Origin of the sequence: Citrobacter sp. Ce129 (assembly GCF_030334545.1) — a bacterium.
In the GTDB taxonomy this organism is placed as follows: Bacteria; Pseudomonadota; Gammaproteobacteria; order Enterobacterales; family Enterobacteriaceae; genus Citrobacter; species Citrobacter europaeus.
This window is the reverse complement of the sequence record NZ_JAOWDS010000073.1, coordinates 92,922-108,274: the sequence shown is the minus strand read 5'-3', so window position 1 is coordinate 108,274 and position 15,353 is coordinate 92,922. Positions and strand designations below refer to the sequence as shown.

General features: G+C 36.0%; 13 protein-coding genes. All 13 read left to right on the top strand.

Annotated features, from left to right (window positions below; genetic code table 11):
* Window positions 1–15 precede the first annotated feature (15 nt).
* Window positions 16–2,232 (top strand): glycosyltransferase, encoded by a 2,217-nt coding sequence (locus OGV77_RS20235; RefSeq protein ID WP_087051355.1) that lies wholly within the window; start codon window positions 16–18, stop codon window positions 2,230–2,232.
* Window positions 2,229–3,008 carry an O89/O101/O162 family O-antigen export ABC transporter permease subunit gene (wzm, locus tag OGV77_RS20230; RefSeq protein ID WP_043016863.1) on the top strand — a complete coding sequence of 260 codons (780 nt, stop codon included), beginning with the start codon at window positions 2,229–2,231 and terminating at the stop codon, window positions 3,006–3,008. Before OGV77_RS20235 ends, wzm begins: the two co-directional genes overlap by 4 nt.
* A 6-nt stretch (window positions 3,009–3,014) precedes the next feature.
* A complete protein-coding gene (gene wzt / locus OGV77_RS20225) occupies window positions 3,015–3,767 on the top strand; it encodes an O89/O101/O162 family O-antigen export ABC transporter ATP-binding subunit (protein WP_000018741.1) in 753 nt (250 codons plus the stop codon).
* Between the two features lie 17 nt (window positions 3,768–3,784).
* A complete protein-coding gene (locus OGV77_RS20220) occupies window positions 3,785–4,864 on the top strand; it encodes a glycosyltransferase (RefSeq protein WP_231130625.1) in 1,080 nt (359 codons plus the stop codon).
* Between the two features lie 9 nt (window positions 4,865–4,873).
* Complete coding sequence (locus OGV77_RS20215; RefSeq protein ID WP_087051356.1) at window positions 4,874–6,022, top strand: glycosyltransferase family 4 protein; 1,149 nt, start codon at window positions 4,874–4,876, stop codon at window positions 6,020–6,022.
* Between the two features lie 45 nt (window positions 6,023–6,067).
* On the top strand, window positions 6,068–7,249 hold the full coding sequence (locus OGV77_RS20210) for a class I SAM-dependent methyltransferase (RefSeq protein ID WP_087051357.1): 1,182 nt from the start codon (window positions 6,068–6,070) through the stop codon (window positions 7,247–7,249).
* A 6-nt stretch (window positions 7,250–7,255) separates the two neighbouring features.
* The gene (locus OGV77_RS20205; RefSeq protein WP_087051358.1) at window positions 7,256–9,232 is read left to right on the top strand and encodes a glycosyltransferase; all 1,977 of its coding nucleotides are present in this window, start codon (window positions 7,256–7,258) and stop codon (window positions 9,230–9,232) included.
* Between the two features lie 128 nt (window positions 9,233–9,360).
* Window positions 9,361–10,767, top strand: a complete 1,407-nt coding sequence (gnd, locus tag OGV77_RS20200; RefSeq protein ID WP_087051359.1) for an NADP-dependent phosphogluconate dehydrogenase — start codon at window positions 9,361–9,363, stop codon at window positions 10,765–10,767.
* A 275-nt stretch (window positions 10,768–11,042) separates the two neighbouring features.
* Window positions 11,043–11,843: a glycosyltransferase family 2 protein gene (locus OGV77_RS20195; protein ID WP_087051360.1), complete on the top strand. Its 801-nt coding sequence runs from the start codon at window positions 11,043–11,045 to the stop codon at window positions 11,841–11,843.
* Window position 11,844: 1 nt separating this feature from the next.
* On the top strand, window positions 11,845–12,714 hold the full coding sequence (locus OGV77_RS20190) for a lysylphosphatidylglycerol synthase domain-containing protein (RefSeq protein WP_087051361.1): 870 nt from the start codon (window positions 11,845–11,847) through the stop codon (window positions 12,712–12,714).
* 11 nt (window positions 12,715–12,725) lie between these two features.
* Window positions 12,726–14,207: a capsular biosynthesis protein gene (locus OGV77_RS20185; RefSeq protein ID WP_087051362.1), complete on the top strand. Its 1,482-nt coding sequence runs from the start codon at window positions 12,726–12,728 to the stop codon at window positions 14,205–14,207.
* A gap of 9 nt (window positions 14,208–14,216) precedes the next feature.
* Window positions 14,217–14,615 (top strand): HAD family hydrolase, encoded by a 399-nt coding sequence (locus OGV77_RS20180; protein WP_085452483.1) that lies wholly within the window; start codon window positions 14,217–14,219, stop codon window positions 14,613–14,615.
* 1 nt (window position 14,616) lies between these two features.
* A complete protein-coding gene (locus tag OGV77_RS20175) occupies window positions 14,617–15,351 on the top strand; it encodes a glycosyltransferase family 2 protein (protein WP_170928030.1) in 735 nt (244 codons plus the stop codon).
* The last annotated feature ends 2 nt before the right edge of the window (window positions 15,352–15,353 follow it).

The following is a 15,353-nucleotide window of genomic DNA, read 5'->3' as shown; positions in this document are numbered from 1 at the left end:
TATAATGGCGTATCAATGAATTTATTTTTCATAGTCGATAAGTTGGATTGGGCATTCGGTAGAATAGCCCAAAATATAGCAACAGAATTAAGCGGTTTTAATGTAAAAATAGTTTGCACCGATGATTTTAAAACTGTGGCAGACTTTGTTATATACCTGGATAAAAACGTAAAAGAAAAGAGTATTTTACACTTCTTTTGGCGTGATTATCTCATGGAAGTGATGAACTTCACTCAGCGGAATCCCCAATATAAAGAAATTTTGATCAGCAATATTGTTACAACGCATATTCCTGATCATCTTTTTACTTATGATGATATTGCAAACTATGAGAGAAGAATTCCTCTTATGAATTTTGTGGATGGGTATTTTGTTACATCCGGAAAATTGAAAGAGCTATATTCTGAACTGTCTGATTTTCCGCCTCCTCATAGTGTTATCTATGATAATCCAGAAATTCCAATGAGCGAGGTAAAAAGTTATGATAATCGTGACAGAAAAAAACTCGTATGGATTGGCAATAGTAAATGGGGGGAATACCTCGGTTACCAGGATTATAAAGGCCTGAATACAATAGTATTGCCGGCTCTAGATAAATTAAAAAAATCTGGATATACATTTGATTATATTGAGTTTGACAGTTCTAAGGGTAAGACCGATCGTGAGGTAATTCTTAAAACACTTTCTGATGCAGATATTCTACTGATTAGTTCGGAATGTGAAGGTACACCATTGCCACTTCTTGAAGCAATGGCAAACAGTTGTGCTGTTGTGTCGACAGATGTTGGCATAGCCAATGAAGTATTACCTGAAAAGCAGCTACAGTATATTGTGTCTCGAGATGCAGAGGCATTTTATGATTCATTGAAAGGTCTTCTTGACGATCAACGTGGTCTTGAAGAATTACAAAGAATGAATTATTTAGCATATCGCCAGCAATTTGTAGATGGTGGCCTTATAGCTGACAAATGGGCATTGTTCTTCAAAGATATGTGTTCAAAATCGCAAAATGAATTTAAGAATATATTCCTTCGCGAGCAGAAGGCTCCATCATTTAAAGAACGATTGATATCAAAAGCTATTTATAATCTAAGCAGACTAGCTCTTCGTTTGAATTTGATGAATACGCTAAAACAATACAACCTGCTACGAAAAATATATTATAAGGTTGCAGGAACAACCACAAATCAAGTTGATTATGATTTGTTGGATGAGTTTTATAGTAATGCAATAGCAGATAAAGAAGTATTAGCATTTTACTCTGCATATTGGTCTGGTGTTGCCACATCAACTGCTAGTTTCTTTAAAGATGATAGTATCCAATATCCATATTATTCATATGAGTTCCCACAGGTTTCTACTCATGTCTATCTAAACAGGTTGGCAGAAAAACTTGCTGCATCTAAAACACTAAAAAGTGTGATCATGAGCGGTGGAACACAATTACAAATGGAACTTGCCAAAAAAATTAAGGCATTAAGTCCGAAAATAAAAATATTTTTTGCATGGCATGGTTCACCTGCTCAGTGGGTTGACTCCTCGCAATATTCAACGTTTGATGGATGGTATGAACTTTACCGAGAGCGAATTGTTGATGGGGTCATCTCGTTTAAGCCTGAGCTAGATGAAACACTCAATGCTTACGGTATTCGTGCATTCTCAGTATCGAATTATGTTGTATCAGGCACTTCGTTTTCTAAAAAATTAGCTGCACCTGATTCTGCCAATTTCCGCGTAGGTTTGTTCGCTGCAATGTTCAGTTGGTATAAAAATCCATTTCCTCAGTTACTAGCAATTGGTTCATTAAAAGAATGTGAGCTAGTTACAAACCTGCATCTTGAAAATAATATGAAGTGGGTTACTTCAAATATTAAACTTACGGCCTTATCAGAGAATTTAAATAATAAGCGGTTTATCGAACTGCTATCTCGTTTACATGTTGTGTGCTATGTAACGAATACGGAATGTTCGCCAATGATAGCGTTGGAATCTGCAAGTGTCGGAACGCCATGCGTTGTGGGGCCAGCCGGAAACATATATAAAGGTTTTCCTGAGTTAGAATTGTATTTGGTTGAAAAAGAGGTTGATAATCCAACTGCAATCAGGAATCGGTTACAATTAGTTCGTGATAATTACGGGGAAATTAAAGTTTTGCTTAACGCATTTGTTTTGGAATACAACTCCCGGTTAGAATTAATTAAAGAAAAGATGTATAAAGAGCTGAAGCAATGAAAGAATCACTAACAGATATATATTCGTCAATAAAATCTTGGCATCTTTGGACTACATTAGGTTGGTTGGAATTAAGACAGAGATATAAAAGATCCATTGTTGGACCGTTTTGGATTACATTAAGTATGGCGGTCCTTATTATTGCCTTAGGGGTGATTTATGGAGAGCTTTTTAAACTAGAAGTTAAAGAATATCTCCCGATGCTAGCAGTTGGTTTGGTTTTCTGGAACTTTATTAGCGGCGTTATAAATGAAGGGTGTGTTACTTTCATATCGTCCAGCTCTTTTATAAGTCAATTACCAACTAAGAAATTCATATATATTATGCAAATGTTATGGCGAAATTTTATGATGCTTTGCCATAATATAGTAATAGTGATTGGTGTGTTGATTATATTCAACGTTTTTTCGTTAAGGAATTTTCCTCTTTTTATACTTGGTTTTATGATCGTAGTTGTTAACTTGATCTGGATTGCGACTTTGTTCGCGGTGATTTCTGTACGTTTTAGAGATTTTCCGCAAATGGTTATGAGCTTTATGCAGGTTGTCTTTTACATAACTCCGATATTATTTTCTGGAACAATGCTGGCTAAATATAGCTTACTGCTGAAGTTAAATCCATTTGCTTGGTTTATTGAGATTATTCGTTCGCCTTTAGTGGGCAAAATGCCAGAGCTATACTGCTATTATAATTCCATTATCCTTGCATGCGTAGGAACAGTTATCTCCCTAATTACATTTGCAAAATGTAGAAACCGCATTGCATATTGGGTGTAAATTATTATGTCTCATTTGATTGACTTGAAAGATGTGGGTGTTGAATTTCCCATTTACGACGCTAAAAGTAGATCGTTTAAATCGCAGGTGGCAAATTTAACCCGTGGTGTAATTTCTTCAAAAAAAGAAAGCAGCACAGTTACGGTTAAATCATTGGACGGTTTGACGTTTAGTCTGAAAGAAGGTGATAAACTCGGACTTATTGGAAACAATGGTGCGGGAAAATCTACGCTACTGAAACTCTTGGCTGGTATTTATGAACCAACATCCGGCACAATTAAACGAAAGGGTAAGATAGTTCCTCTGTTGGACATCGCTCTAGGGATGGATGATGATTCCACAGGATACCAAAATATAAAGCTACGTGGTTTATTACTAGGTATGACGAATGCAGAAATCGAATCCAAAATAGAAGAGATCGCTTGTTTCACTGAACTAGGTGATTATCTGAATCTACCAATTCGTGTCTACTCTACCGGCATGCGCGTGAGATTAGCATTTGCAGTATCAACTTCAGTTGATCCAGATGTACTTCTACTCGACGAAATTATTGGTACTGGCGATGCTTCCTTCTTAAATAAAGCAAAGAAAAGATTCGAGGAATTACAGGAGAGGGCAAAGGTAGTTGTGTTGTCTTCGCATGACAATAATGTCATTCTGAAAACTTGTAATAAAGTCCTGTGGCTAGAGGGCGGTAAACCAAAGATGATTGGAGATCCGGAAGAAGTACTAAATAAATATATGGATAGTGTGATTTAAAAAAACAGGTGGTATGAGTGAAAATTGATTATGTCATTACAGGCATGAATGTCGGAGGCGCGGAAATGCAGGTAGTTGAACTGCTTCTCGAGCTTAAAAGGTGTGGGCATTCTGTTCGGTTAATTTCGCTTACACCACCAGTTGATTTGATCGATAGGCTAATTAGAAATAACATCCCAGTTGTTTCATTGGGGATGAAGTCCAAATTAGCTTTACCATTTGCAGCATTTAAATTAGCCAGGTTGATGAGACAGAATTCTCCAGATATTGTGCATTCGCATATGTTTCATGCCAATATCCTGGTACGTCTTGTGAGAGTATTTTTGGCGGATAGTACATCTATTATTTGTACTGCGCACAGCGTTCGTGAAGGTGGCAGTACCAGAGACTGGCTTTATCGTTTAACTAATAAATTCAGTGACTTGAATACAGTCGTAAGCGATGCGGCACGGCAGCGGTTTATTAACGACAAAGTATTTCCATCAGAGAAAACACTTACTGTTTATAATTGTATCAATATTGATCATTTTCGTATCATTGATAGACAGAGCAGGAAACGATTTCGCTGGATAACCGTTGGGCGGCTTGTAAAAGTAAAAAATCAACTGCTGATTTTGCAAGCGATGATGAAGTTGCCACATAGTGAACTCATCATAATTGGAGAAGGCGAGGAACGACTCTCATTACAAACATTTATCGATCACAATTCTCTAAGCGAACGAGTTACTCTCTTGGGGAAAAAAGATAATGTTGTTGATTATTATCATGATTCCGATGCTTTTGTGCTGGCCTCAGACTATGAAGGATTTGCACTCGTCGTTGCCGAATCTATGGCATGCGGATTGCCAGTTGTCGCAACAAACTGTGGTGGGCCGGCAGAAATTATTGGAAATGGACAGGATTTTGGCATAACAATTTCGGTTAATGATGTACATCACTTAACCGCTGCGATGCAACAAATTGAATCATTAGATGTTGAACAGCGTAGAGGAAGTGGCTATCGTGCTCGGGAAAGAGTCATTGAGAAATTTTCTGCTAAAAAAATCGTATCTCAATGGGAAGATATCTACCTGCGCATACAGAAAAACAGAATCTAGAACTCACCTATGAAAATAGCATTAATCGGTACTACAGCAGAAAGTCTAATCCAATTCAGAAAAGAACTGATTAATTTATTACATAAAAATGGCCATGTTGTGTATGCGTTTGCAATTGACTATGATGATGTAACAAAAGAAAAAGTTAAATCATTTGGTGCTATACCAGTACATTACCGTTTCAGTCGAACAGGGCTAAATCCATTTTCTGATATTATCAATACCTATAAATTATATAAGATTCTAAAATCACTTAAGTTGGACCTGGCATTTTCATATTTTTCAAAGCCAGCCATTTTTGGTACTTTAGCAGCAAAATTTGCAAGAATACAAAAGCGTTATGCAATGCTTGAAGGGCTTGGTTTTTTCTTTACCAATTCTGGAGGGCAGGTTTCATTACGGACTAAATTACTGAAAAAAATATTAGTATCACTTTACAAATTAAGCTTCAGACATATTGAAAGTCTCATCTTGCTTAATGCGGATGATAAGCGAGACCTTTTAGTTAATGAAAAAATTCAAGTCAAAAAGGTTCATATATTAGGGGGTATTGGATTAAATATGTCTGATTATCCCTACTGCCCACCGCCTGTTGATCCAGTGTCTTTCATTTTTGTCGCTAGATTTTTACAAGAAAAGGGAGTTTATGAATTTATTGAGGCTGCAAAAGTAGTCAAAAAGAAATTTCCTGAAACTCATTTTTGCATGCTGGGTCATCTGGATCTCCATAATCCGGGGAGCTTAACTATAGAGCGGCTTAATGATTTGAAGTGTAATAACATCATTGAGTTACCTGGCCACGTAGATAACGTGCAGGACTGGCTTGCTAAAGCGAGTGTATTTGTATTGCCTTCCTGGCGTGAAGGGTTTCCGAGGAGTACACAGGAGGCGATGGCAATGGGACGCGCCGTCATAACCAGCGATGTGCCAGGCTGCCGAGATACGGTGGTTGATGGTGTTAATGGGTTTTTGATTAAGCCTAAATCTTCAGAAGAACTCGCCGATAAAATGATTTATTTTTTGAATAATCCTGATGAAATAAAAAAAATGGGTGAAGCAAGTTATAATATTGCAAAAATGAATTTTGACTCATCAATTGTAAATATAAATCTATTATCTATTTTAAACATCCCCATTAACGCTATCACAAAAATCTAAATACATGAAACAACAAGCCTTACAGCAAACTAGACAGGATATTTTATGGAACGCTTAGATCTCGATATGAAGCCTGCGCACCCATTAGAAGAGGCTGCGATTCACCTTGCCAGATATGCAAATATACTTAATCATATTAAAGATAAAACTGTGTTGGATCTCGCATGTGGTGAGGGATATGGTTCCGCACTTCTCATGCAATATGGTGCTAAAAAGGTTGTCGGCGTGGATATTTCTGTCGAGACTATTGAAAAAGCAAAACAATTGTTTGGCTCAACTGGGGCGGAATATATAGCGGGTGATGCGCAAACGGTAGCACAGTTGCTTGGTGAAAGTGTATTTGATGTTGTTGTTTCAATAGAAACAATCGAGCATGTTCAAGACCCTGAAGCTTTATTGAAAACAATGAAAAAAGTAGCTAAAGAAGATGCTATTTTTTACATTACATGTCCTAATGATTATTGGTATTTTCCTACTGAAAATGAGTCGAATCCTTTTCACATTCGTAAATACACGTTTGAAGATTTTTCAAAATTGACTCAATCAGTATTAGGCAATGCTGTTTCTTGGGGGCTTGGGAGTACTGTATGGGGGTTCGGAACAGCCCCATTATATAGTAATGAATACCAGCCGCTTGGGACATCATGGATGAGACAATATCGTTCTGAAGGTGGTTTGATAATTGAGAATGATTCAACCTTACCACTAGATACATCTAACTGTAGCTTTTACTGCGGTATATGGAACGCTTCCAATATTTCATTCTCATCCGGAATATTTCCGTTCGGAATGGATGCTTATAAAAAGATATTTGAGGCTATCGAATATGACATCATATCTCAGCTTAGAGATGATAATGATGCGTTAAGAAATAGAGTACAAGAATTAGAAGTTGAATTCAGAAGAAAAACACTTTTTTTGATGGCTGCTGATTCGGAGAATAAGATCTTAAAAGAGAGTGTTTCAAAACTTGATCTGCAAAAAGATATTTTACAACAACAAATTCATAAGAATGCACGACAGGCAGAAGAAGAAACTTTTAACTTGAATAATCAGATAATTGACTTGAATAAGCAGATAATTGAGTTGAAGAATAAAGTTAATGATTTAAGTTATAATGTTGACGTGATGAAAATTGGTTATTATCGTTATCTGAGAATGTCAAAATATGTTCCAGTATTTGCAAAAAAATTAGTTCTGAAAATGTATCGTAAATTTCATGGATGAATAATAATGACAAGAAATCATATTCCCTCAATTAAATCTGTATTTCTTTATGAAGACGATATTGGTATTTTGACTCAAGAAGAAAAAGCACTAGGGAAGAACTTTAAAAATTTATCTATTATAATTATAACTGAAGAAAATGCTAAGAATGCTGTGGGAGAAATAAAACGCAATGGGTATGTTAGCGAGGATTTTTTAGGGAAAGTATATTTAGCAGTAAAATATAGTAAAAACAATGCCCATGAGATACTGGCTGCACAATCAACTGAAAGCGAAAAAAATATCCATATTCGTTATTTTGAAGACTCGACAACTGATTCAAAAATCAAGAATATTTTACTAAAAGAGATAAATACTCAGTGGGTGTTATTTGTCGCTTTAAATTTCTTATTCTCCAAGGAAGAGTTATTATTAGTTAATGATGATATAAAACATCAACCTTGTGTTAGTTACAATTTTCCTGTTTTGATTAGTAAAGATTCAAACCGAATATCAATGAATGGTAGTTTGACACTGGAATATAGTGACTATCAAATTAGGCTTGATAAAAAGGTAACAGAGATTATCTTTGAAAGTTCAATAGAACAACAATCTTTTTATTTTTCTGGATTTCTTGAGAACAAGGCCCATTTAATTAACCATCTTATTTTTTCAAATATTGGTTATTTCGATGAGAATCTTAGCTTTGGTATTGAACTGATTGATTTTTCGATTAGGTTACGAAATAGTGGGTTGTTCATTGGAAATAGTAAAAACAGTATAATTGAGAAGCATAAGATAGCACAACATGACTTTAAAAAAGCAGAGACGTCCTTTGATACTAAATTGTTAACGCATTCTTTAAACTCTTTTCAAAATAAACATAACGTATTGCTTAGTGATAATATAATTAGTTCGATTTGTGGTAAAAGGAACGAAAAGTTATCAGAATCAGATACAATAATTGAAAAATTAGATTTTCCGATCAAGAAACCTAAAATTGCATTGATCATTGATGCTGAAAACTGGGCTTTTGCGAATATAGCAAATCAACTAAAGAAAAATTTGAGTAGTTATTATGACTTTATGATCATACCTACTCAATTGATTTCAAATTTACATCACGTTTTAATGATGACAAAGGATTGTGATCTTGTTCATTTTTTTTGGCGTGAATTTATTAGAGCGCAGAATAATTCTTATTATACCCTTTACAACAAAGAGATTGGGATTAGTGATATAGAATTTGATGAACGGTTTATTAAAGGACGGAAGTTTACAACAACAATCTATGATCATCTTTTTTTATCACATGATGAAATTCTGGAGAGGCAATCATTCTATAACGAAAAAATAGTTGCTTATAGTGTTTGCTCATCTAAACTTTTTAAGATATATAATGATATATCTTGCTACCCTAGCCCTAAAATAGTTACAGAAGATGGGGTGGATCTTACTTTATTTAAGCCGGTTAATTTAACTCGTTTCAATAATATACAAGATCGCGAACTTGTTGTCGGCTGGGCTGGTAACTCGAAATGGGCTGGTGATATTGAGGATTTTAAAGGTTTTCATTCAATATTAAAGCCAGCGGTTGAGGAACTCCAAATGGAAGGTCTAAGTATCAGACTAGAACTAGCCGATCGGCAGAATGGTTTTATTCCTCATACTGAAATGGTCAATTATTATGCAAAAATTGATCTTTATGTATGCCCTTCAAAAATTGAAGGGACACCTAACCCTGTTCTAGAATCAATGGCGTGCGGGGTACCAGTAATATCTACAGATGTTGGTGTCGTTCGTGATGCTTTTGGCCCCCTTCAAAAGGAATGGCTACTCGCTGAGCGTTCACAGAAAGCATTAAAAGAAAAATTAAGAAAGTTCTATTTTGAAAGAGAGTCATTGATCAGTAACTTGTCAAACGAAAATATTGAGACGATTAAAAAGTGGGACTGGAGTATTAAGTCTCAAAATTTTAAATCTTTTTTTGATTCAGTACTTTAAACCGCCAGTTTTGACACGAATTTTAATATCAAAGTTGGTAACGTGGTAAACTTAAATTGGTGTATTGTGTTGCCACCAGTAAAAGTGCATTACACCTATACACAATAAAAACCTGACAGGAGTATATAATGTCTAAGCAGCAGATCGGCGTCGTCGGTATGGCAGTAATGGGGCGCAACCTGGCGCTCAACATTGAAAGCCGCGGTTATACCGTTTCCGTATTCAACCGCTCCCGTGAAAAGACCGAAGAAGTCATTGCTGAGAATCCGGATAAGAAACTGGTTCCTTACTACACGGTAAAAGAGTTTGTTGAATCACTTGAAACTCCTCGTCGTATCCTGTTAATGGTGAAGGCGGGGGCGGGTACAGATGCTGCCATTGATTCACTTAAGCCGTATCTGGAAAAAGGTGACATCATCATTGATGGCGGTAATACTTTCTTCCAGGATACTATTCGCCGTAACCGGGAACTGTCCGCCGAAGGTTTCAATTTCATCGGCACCGGTGTATCCGGTGGTGAAGAAGGGGCGTTGAAAGGTCCATCTATTATGCCTGGTGGTCAGAAAGAAGCGTACGAGTTAGTTGCTCCAATATTGACTAAAATCGCGGCTGTTGCTGAAGATGGCGAACCGTGTGTAACTTATATCGGCGCTGATGGTGCAGGCCATTACGTGAAAATGGTCCACAATGGTATTGAGTACGGCGATATGCAACTGATTGCTGAAGCCTATTCTTTGCTAAAAGGTGGGCTTAACCTGTCAAACGAAGAGCTGGCAGACACTTTTACCAAGTGGAATGAAGGTGAGCTGAGCAGTTACCTGATCGACATTACCAAAGACATTTTCACCAAAAAAGATGAAGAGGGTAAATTCCTGGTTGATGTGATCCTGGATGAAGCGGCTAACAAAGGCACTGGTAAATGGACCAGTCAGAGTTCTCTGGACTTGGGCGAACCGCTATCTCTAATTACCGAATCTGTATTCGCTCGGTATATCTCCTCCCTGAAAGACCAACGCGTAGCAGCTTCTAAGGTCTTGACCGGACCTAAAGCTCAGCTTGCAGGTGACAAAGTAGAGTTTATTGAGAAAGTTCGTCGTGCATTATATCTGGGGAAAATTGTGTCTTATGCACAAGGATTCTCGCAATTGCGTGCTGCATCTGATGAATATAAGTGGGATCTGCAATACGGTGAGATCGCGAAGATTTTCCGTGCTGGCTGCATCATTCGTGCACAGTTCTTGCAGAAAATCACTGATGCTTATGCTAACAATGATAAAATCGCGAACCTGCTGCTGGATCCCTACTTCAAGAATATTGCTGATGAATACCAGCAAGCTCTGCGTGATGTGGTAGCCTATGCGGTACAAAATGGTATCCCTGCACCAACATTCTCAGCTGCAATCGCGTATTATGATAGCTATAGAGCAGAAGTTCTCCCTGCAAATTTGATCCAGGCACAACGTGATTATTTTGGTGCACATACTTATAAACGTATAGATAAAGATGGTGTATATCATACTGAATGGATTAATTAATCTCTTTTTTTAGAAGTGATAATGTGCATTAAATAAAATGCTTGCTGTCTTTTTGAAGTAAGCATTTATAATAATTTATATATATAAATTTCATCGCTGTTTTATTTAAATATGGTTGAACTAAAACAACTTTATTTAATATTCACATACACTGTTATCTGGTGTATCTTCGGACAAAACTTGAATTATAGTTAACATTACCTATCCTATTGGTTTTGGGTAATAGTTTGTATACTTGTGATAATTATAAATTCTGATATTATTAGGGCAAATCAATGCAAGATAAAATTCTTTTGTTTATTCCTGCTTATAATTGTGAAAAACAAATTCCTCGTGTGCTTAATCAATGCCTAAATATAAATGAAATCATAAATGAAGTTATTGTTGTTGATAACCAAAGCACCGATAATACGTTAATTGCGGCATCTGAAGCAGCGAAAAATATTGAAACGCCAGTGACAATTGTACGTAACAATGATAATTATGGATTAGGTGGTTCTCATAAAGCTGCATTTCAATATGCTCTTGACAATAAGTTTGATTACATTATTGTCTTGCATGGTGATGATCAAGGAACGCTTTCTGATCTTCTACCACTAATTATCGAAGGTAAGCACAGAGACAAAGATTGCCTTCTAGGGGCAAGATTCATGCCGAAATCAAAATTAGAAGGATATTCTTTGTTTCGGACTTTTGGTAATTATGTTTTTAATAATTTATTTTCAATGGCATGTGGGAAAAAGCTATTTGATTTGGGTTCCGGTTTAAACATGTACAGTGTTAAAGCCTTAGCTTCAGTAAATTATCAAGGTTTTGCTAATAATTTGACATTTAATTACTTCATGATTTTAGCAACAGTAAATTGGAAATGGGATATGGAATTCTTTCCCATTACATGGCGTGAAGACGATCAGATATCTAATGTCAAATTATTTAAACAGTCTCGTGAAGTATTGAAAATATTACTCCGATATGTATTTATGCGTAATAAATTCCTGACCAATAATTATTCTGGTCGCGAATTTAATAGTTATAAATTTACAATTATGGAACAGCATCATCGCAGGGATTTTTAAAATGACTTTCTCTCGAAGAACACAATTAAAGCTATGCCCTACAATAGTTGGTAGTTTGGCATTTGTGTATTTTTCAGTCAGCTCTTTAACAAAATATGACTTCAGCAGTTTCGCTACGGCTCTTATTGTACCCACTGTTGCATATATCCTCGCTCATTTTCTCCGTGCAATACGTTTAGGTGTATTATTGAAGGCACAAAAAATACGGAAATTGCTCTCTTTGCATTTCTATACAGCAGCATGTTCGGCTGTAATACCATTCAAACTCGGAGAGTTAATAAGAATAAATGAAGTGTCTCGATGGGAAAACAATTACTGCAAAGGCATTTTAATTGTATGGATTGAAAGAATATTTGATGTTGTTGCTCTAAGTATTTTAGCTCTATTAATCTATCTTTCGGGCGGTGCACAGGTTTTAGCAGGGATGTGGGGATTATTGTGGATAATGCTTGCATTTGTTTTTTTTAGCATTGTTATGTTTTTTGTTCTCCCAGAGCAGTTAAGTGCGTTAAATCTACATGTGATAAGATCTTACAGGGGCCGTAAGGCTATAAAAATACTGCATTTACTAGATATTATCTCCAGTATTTTAGAAAAAGTAAGGCCAATTGTTTCTGAAAAAATTTTGACTCTATCAATATTAACAATTTTTATCTGGATTTTTGAACTAGTATCATTAATGCTTTTCTTAGACCACACACAAATTATCCCAATTGTTAAGGACTTATTAGCTCAATTTTCGTTTGTTCTCACTGACTCCCCAAAATCGTTAGTGCAGCTAATAACTGTTGATGCAGTGAAAAATACTCTATTAATTATTTTTGGTTACGTCTCACTATTTTTCTACATGCAGATGAATTTAAAAAAATAAAAGGAATAAAAATGACGGTTGTAATGGTATATGATAATTCGATACCTGTTCCCCAGGACATATCAAATCTTTTAGGTGTCAGCAAATTTTCTGATATTTATTATCGCAAACGTTCATTGGATAAATGGGTTAGTGATATTTGCGCGGAAGCTAATATCAAGTTTGTGGAAATATCAGGTGATGTTCAAAGCGATGTCGAAAAAATAAGACAACTCGGTTATTTGAATACACAAAATTTAGTTGTTATGTATATGCCATCTTATGTTGCATTTGGATGTGATGAGATAGATGCTTCCCTTTTTCTTAAAAAAATAAGTTATACAAGGTCTTCAGTTGCCATCGTTGGAAATGAAACTTTAACTGGTGTAAAAGATATTTATCTTAGTGCGGTTGTTGGTCAAACAGCACGAGAACTTTTAAATGCTCTTGAACATAACTCTAAACCTAGAGACTTTATATTTAACTTTATCGATAATCTCAAGTTACTAAAAAGTGATGTTGAACTTATCGATATGTGTGATCCCTTGCGATTTACAGATTATCTTACCAGTAATTTCGATGTTCGCTTTTTTAATTCAGTTCAACCAATTGATAATTTCACTTTAATCAAATATTCAACTGATTATAAAAAACTTGAGCGAGAATGTAAGTATTACGATCTGTTACCTCCAGAGTTGAAGATGTTCTTTATACAGACATATGATTTCAGGTTGGAATCAACTGGAGCGAGCTATAAAATGGAACGCCTTTTTGTGCCTGATATGGCACTTCAATGGATCCATGGGTCGATGAATGAACTAAATTTTGAACGTTTTATTGATAAAGTATTCCACTTTATAAAACTTCGGCCAGTGAAAAAGGTAGATAGTGTAACAGCACAAGAAATCCATAATGACGCATTTTTCGGTAAGGTAAAAGAACGTCTTTTACAATTGAAGTCTTTACCTGAATATCCATCGTTGGAGCCTTATATCAATTCTCGCTTTGGTGATATTGACTCACTATTCCAACGCTATTACTCCCTATTTGATAAATATGGTCGTTCGCAATCTTCAAACGAGTTAAGAATCGGTCATGGCGATTTGTGTTTTTCTAACATCTTGTACAGTAAAACAACAGGGTTGATGCGATTCATTGACCCGCGTGGGGCCAATACTGAAGATGAGCTTTATGTCAGCCCTTACTATGATCTTGCTAAACTATCACACTCAGTATGCGGAAATTATGATTTTATAAATTATGGACTCTGCTCGCTAGATCTAGAAAAAAATCTCAGTGTAAGACTTACGTTGGATAATAGTAGTCCATTATGGGCGAAAAATATATTCCAGAACAAATTAAAAGAAATAGGTTATAACCCTGTGCTCATTCGTTTATTTGAGGCTTCACTATTTCTAAGTATGGTGCCTCTGCACATTGATTCACCTAAAAAAGTTATCGCTTTTTTAATTAATGCCGAAATAATCCTGGATGAAATTGAAACACAGCTTTAAGGAATTATAATGATTAATAAAACAAGAAGTATTGTATTTGATGTTGATGGTACATTATGTCCAATTCGCAAGCCCGATGAGGATTATTCAGAGCTTGAACCATTTGAGGATATGATTAGTTTACTTCGCGAGTATAAAGCAAAAGGTTTTTATATCATATTATATTCTGCAAGAAACATGAATACATTCCAGGGAAATATTGGACGTATTGCAGCAGTAACGGGTAAGCAACTTATGGAATGGCTGGAACGCCATAATATTCCATATGATGAAATGCACCTGGGAAAACCCTGGCCCGGTCGTGGTGGATTCTATGTAGATGATAAAAGTATACGCCCTGATGAATTTTTAAAATTATCTTATGAAGAAATTCTGGCATTAATTGGTGATGAGCCAGGAGGTCAATAATATGAATATTGTAATTACAATGGCTGGGTTGGGTAAGCGCTTTAGGGATGCTGGGTATACATGTCCTAAGTATGAGATCGTTGTTCATGGACATACGTTATTTTATTGGTCAATGTCCAGTTTGAAAACGTTTATTGATGCAGGTGCCAATTTTATTTTTGTTGTTAGAAAAGAGGATAACGCAAAGAGCTTTATTGAGGAGCAATCCTGTAAAGCTAATATTAAGTCATGCAAAATACTTGAAATTGATGAACTTACAGATGGGCAAGCCACCTCAGCATTGCTTGGTGGTGATTTGATTACTGAGCCAGAACTTCCTTTTATTGTATACAATATAGATACCTTTGTTCACCCTGACTCGCTACCTGTGAGTGCTGTACAGGGGGATGGCTGGATTCCATGTTTTCCTGGTAAAGGTGAGGGGTGGAGTTTTGCGCAAGTTGATGTTGATAATCGTGTTATCGATTTACGAGAGAAAGTTCGCATTTCTGAACATGCGACTATTGGTCTCTATTGGTTCTCTTCCTTTAATCTTTATCGTGATATTTATTCTGAATACTATAAAGATTCCTCAAATATGGAAAAAGGTGAGAAATATATTGCACCAATGTACCGTGAGATGATTCAAAAAGGTCTTGATGTTTATATTCATCAGGTACCTTTTGATGCCGTTTCTCCGCTTGGAACACCAACAGAAGTCCAATGTTTCATGTCTGCTAAAAAACCTCAGGTTTAACT

What these genes read in the sequence shown, in the direction of transcription:
- OGV77_RS20235 (WP_087051355.1), top strand. Translation starts at nt 16, where the DNA reads ATGAATTTATTTTTCATAGTCGATAAGTTGGATTGGGCATTCGGTAGA.
- OGV77_RS20190 (WP_087051361.1), top strand. Translation starts at nt 11,845, where the DNA reads ATGACTTTCTCTCGAAGAACACAATTAAAGCTATGCCCTACAATAGTT.
- wzm (WP_043016863.1), top strand. Translation starts at nt 2,229, where the DNA reads ATGAAAGAATCACTAACAGATATATATTCGTCAATAAAATCTTGGCAT.
- OGV77_RS20205 (WP_087051358.1), top strand. Translation starts at nt 7,256, where the DNA reads ATGACAAGAAATCATATTCCCTCAATTAAATCTGTATTTCTTTATGAA.
- gnd (WP_087051359.1), top strand. Translation starts at nt 9,361, where the DNA reads ATGTCTAAGCAGCAGATCGGCGTCGTCGGTATGGCAGTAATGGGGCGC.
- OGV77_RS20210 (WP_087051357.1), top strand. Translation starts at nt 6,068, where the DNA reads ATGGAACGCTTAGATCTCGATATGAAGCCTGCGCACCCATTAGAAGAG.
- wzt (WP_000018741.1), top strand. Translation starts at nt 3,015, where the DNA reads ATGTCTCATTTGATTGACTTGAAAGATGTGGGTGTTGAATTTCCCATT.
- OGV77_RS20180 (WP_085452483.1), top strand. Translation starts at nt 14,217, where the DNA reads ATGATTAATAAAACAAGAAGTATTGTATTTGATGTTGATGGTACATTA.
- OGV77_RS20215 (WP_087051356.1), top strand. Translation starts at nt 4,874, where the DNA reads ATGAAAATAGCATTAATCGGTACTACAGCAGAAAGTCTAATCCAATTC.
- OGV77_RS20175 (WP_170928030.1), top strand. Translation starts at nt 14,617, where the DNA reads ATGAATATTGTAATTACAATGGCTGGGTTGGGTAAGCGCTTTAGGGAT.
- OGV77_RS20195 (WP_087051360.1), top strand. Translation starts at nt 11,043, where the DNA reads ATGCAAGATAAAATTCTTTTGTTTATTCCTGCTTATAATTGTGAAAAA.
- OGV77_RS20185 (WP_087051362.1), top strand. Translation starts at nt 12,726, where the DNA reads ATGACGGTTGTAATGGTATATGATAATTCGATACCTGTTCCCCAGGAC.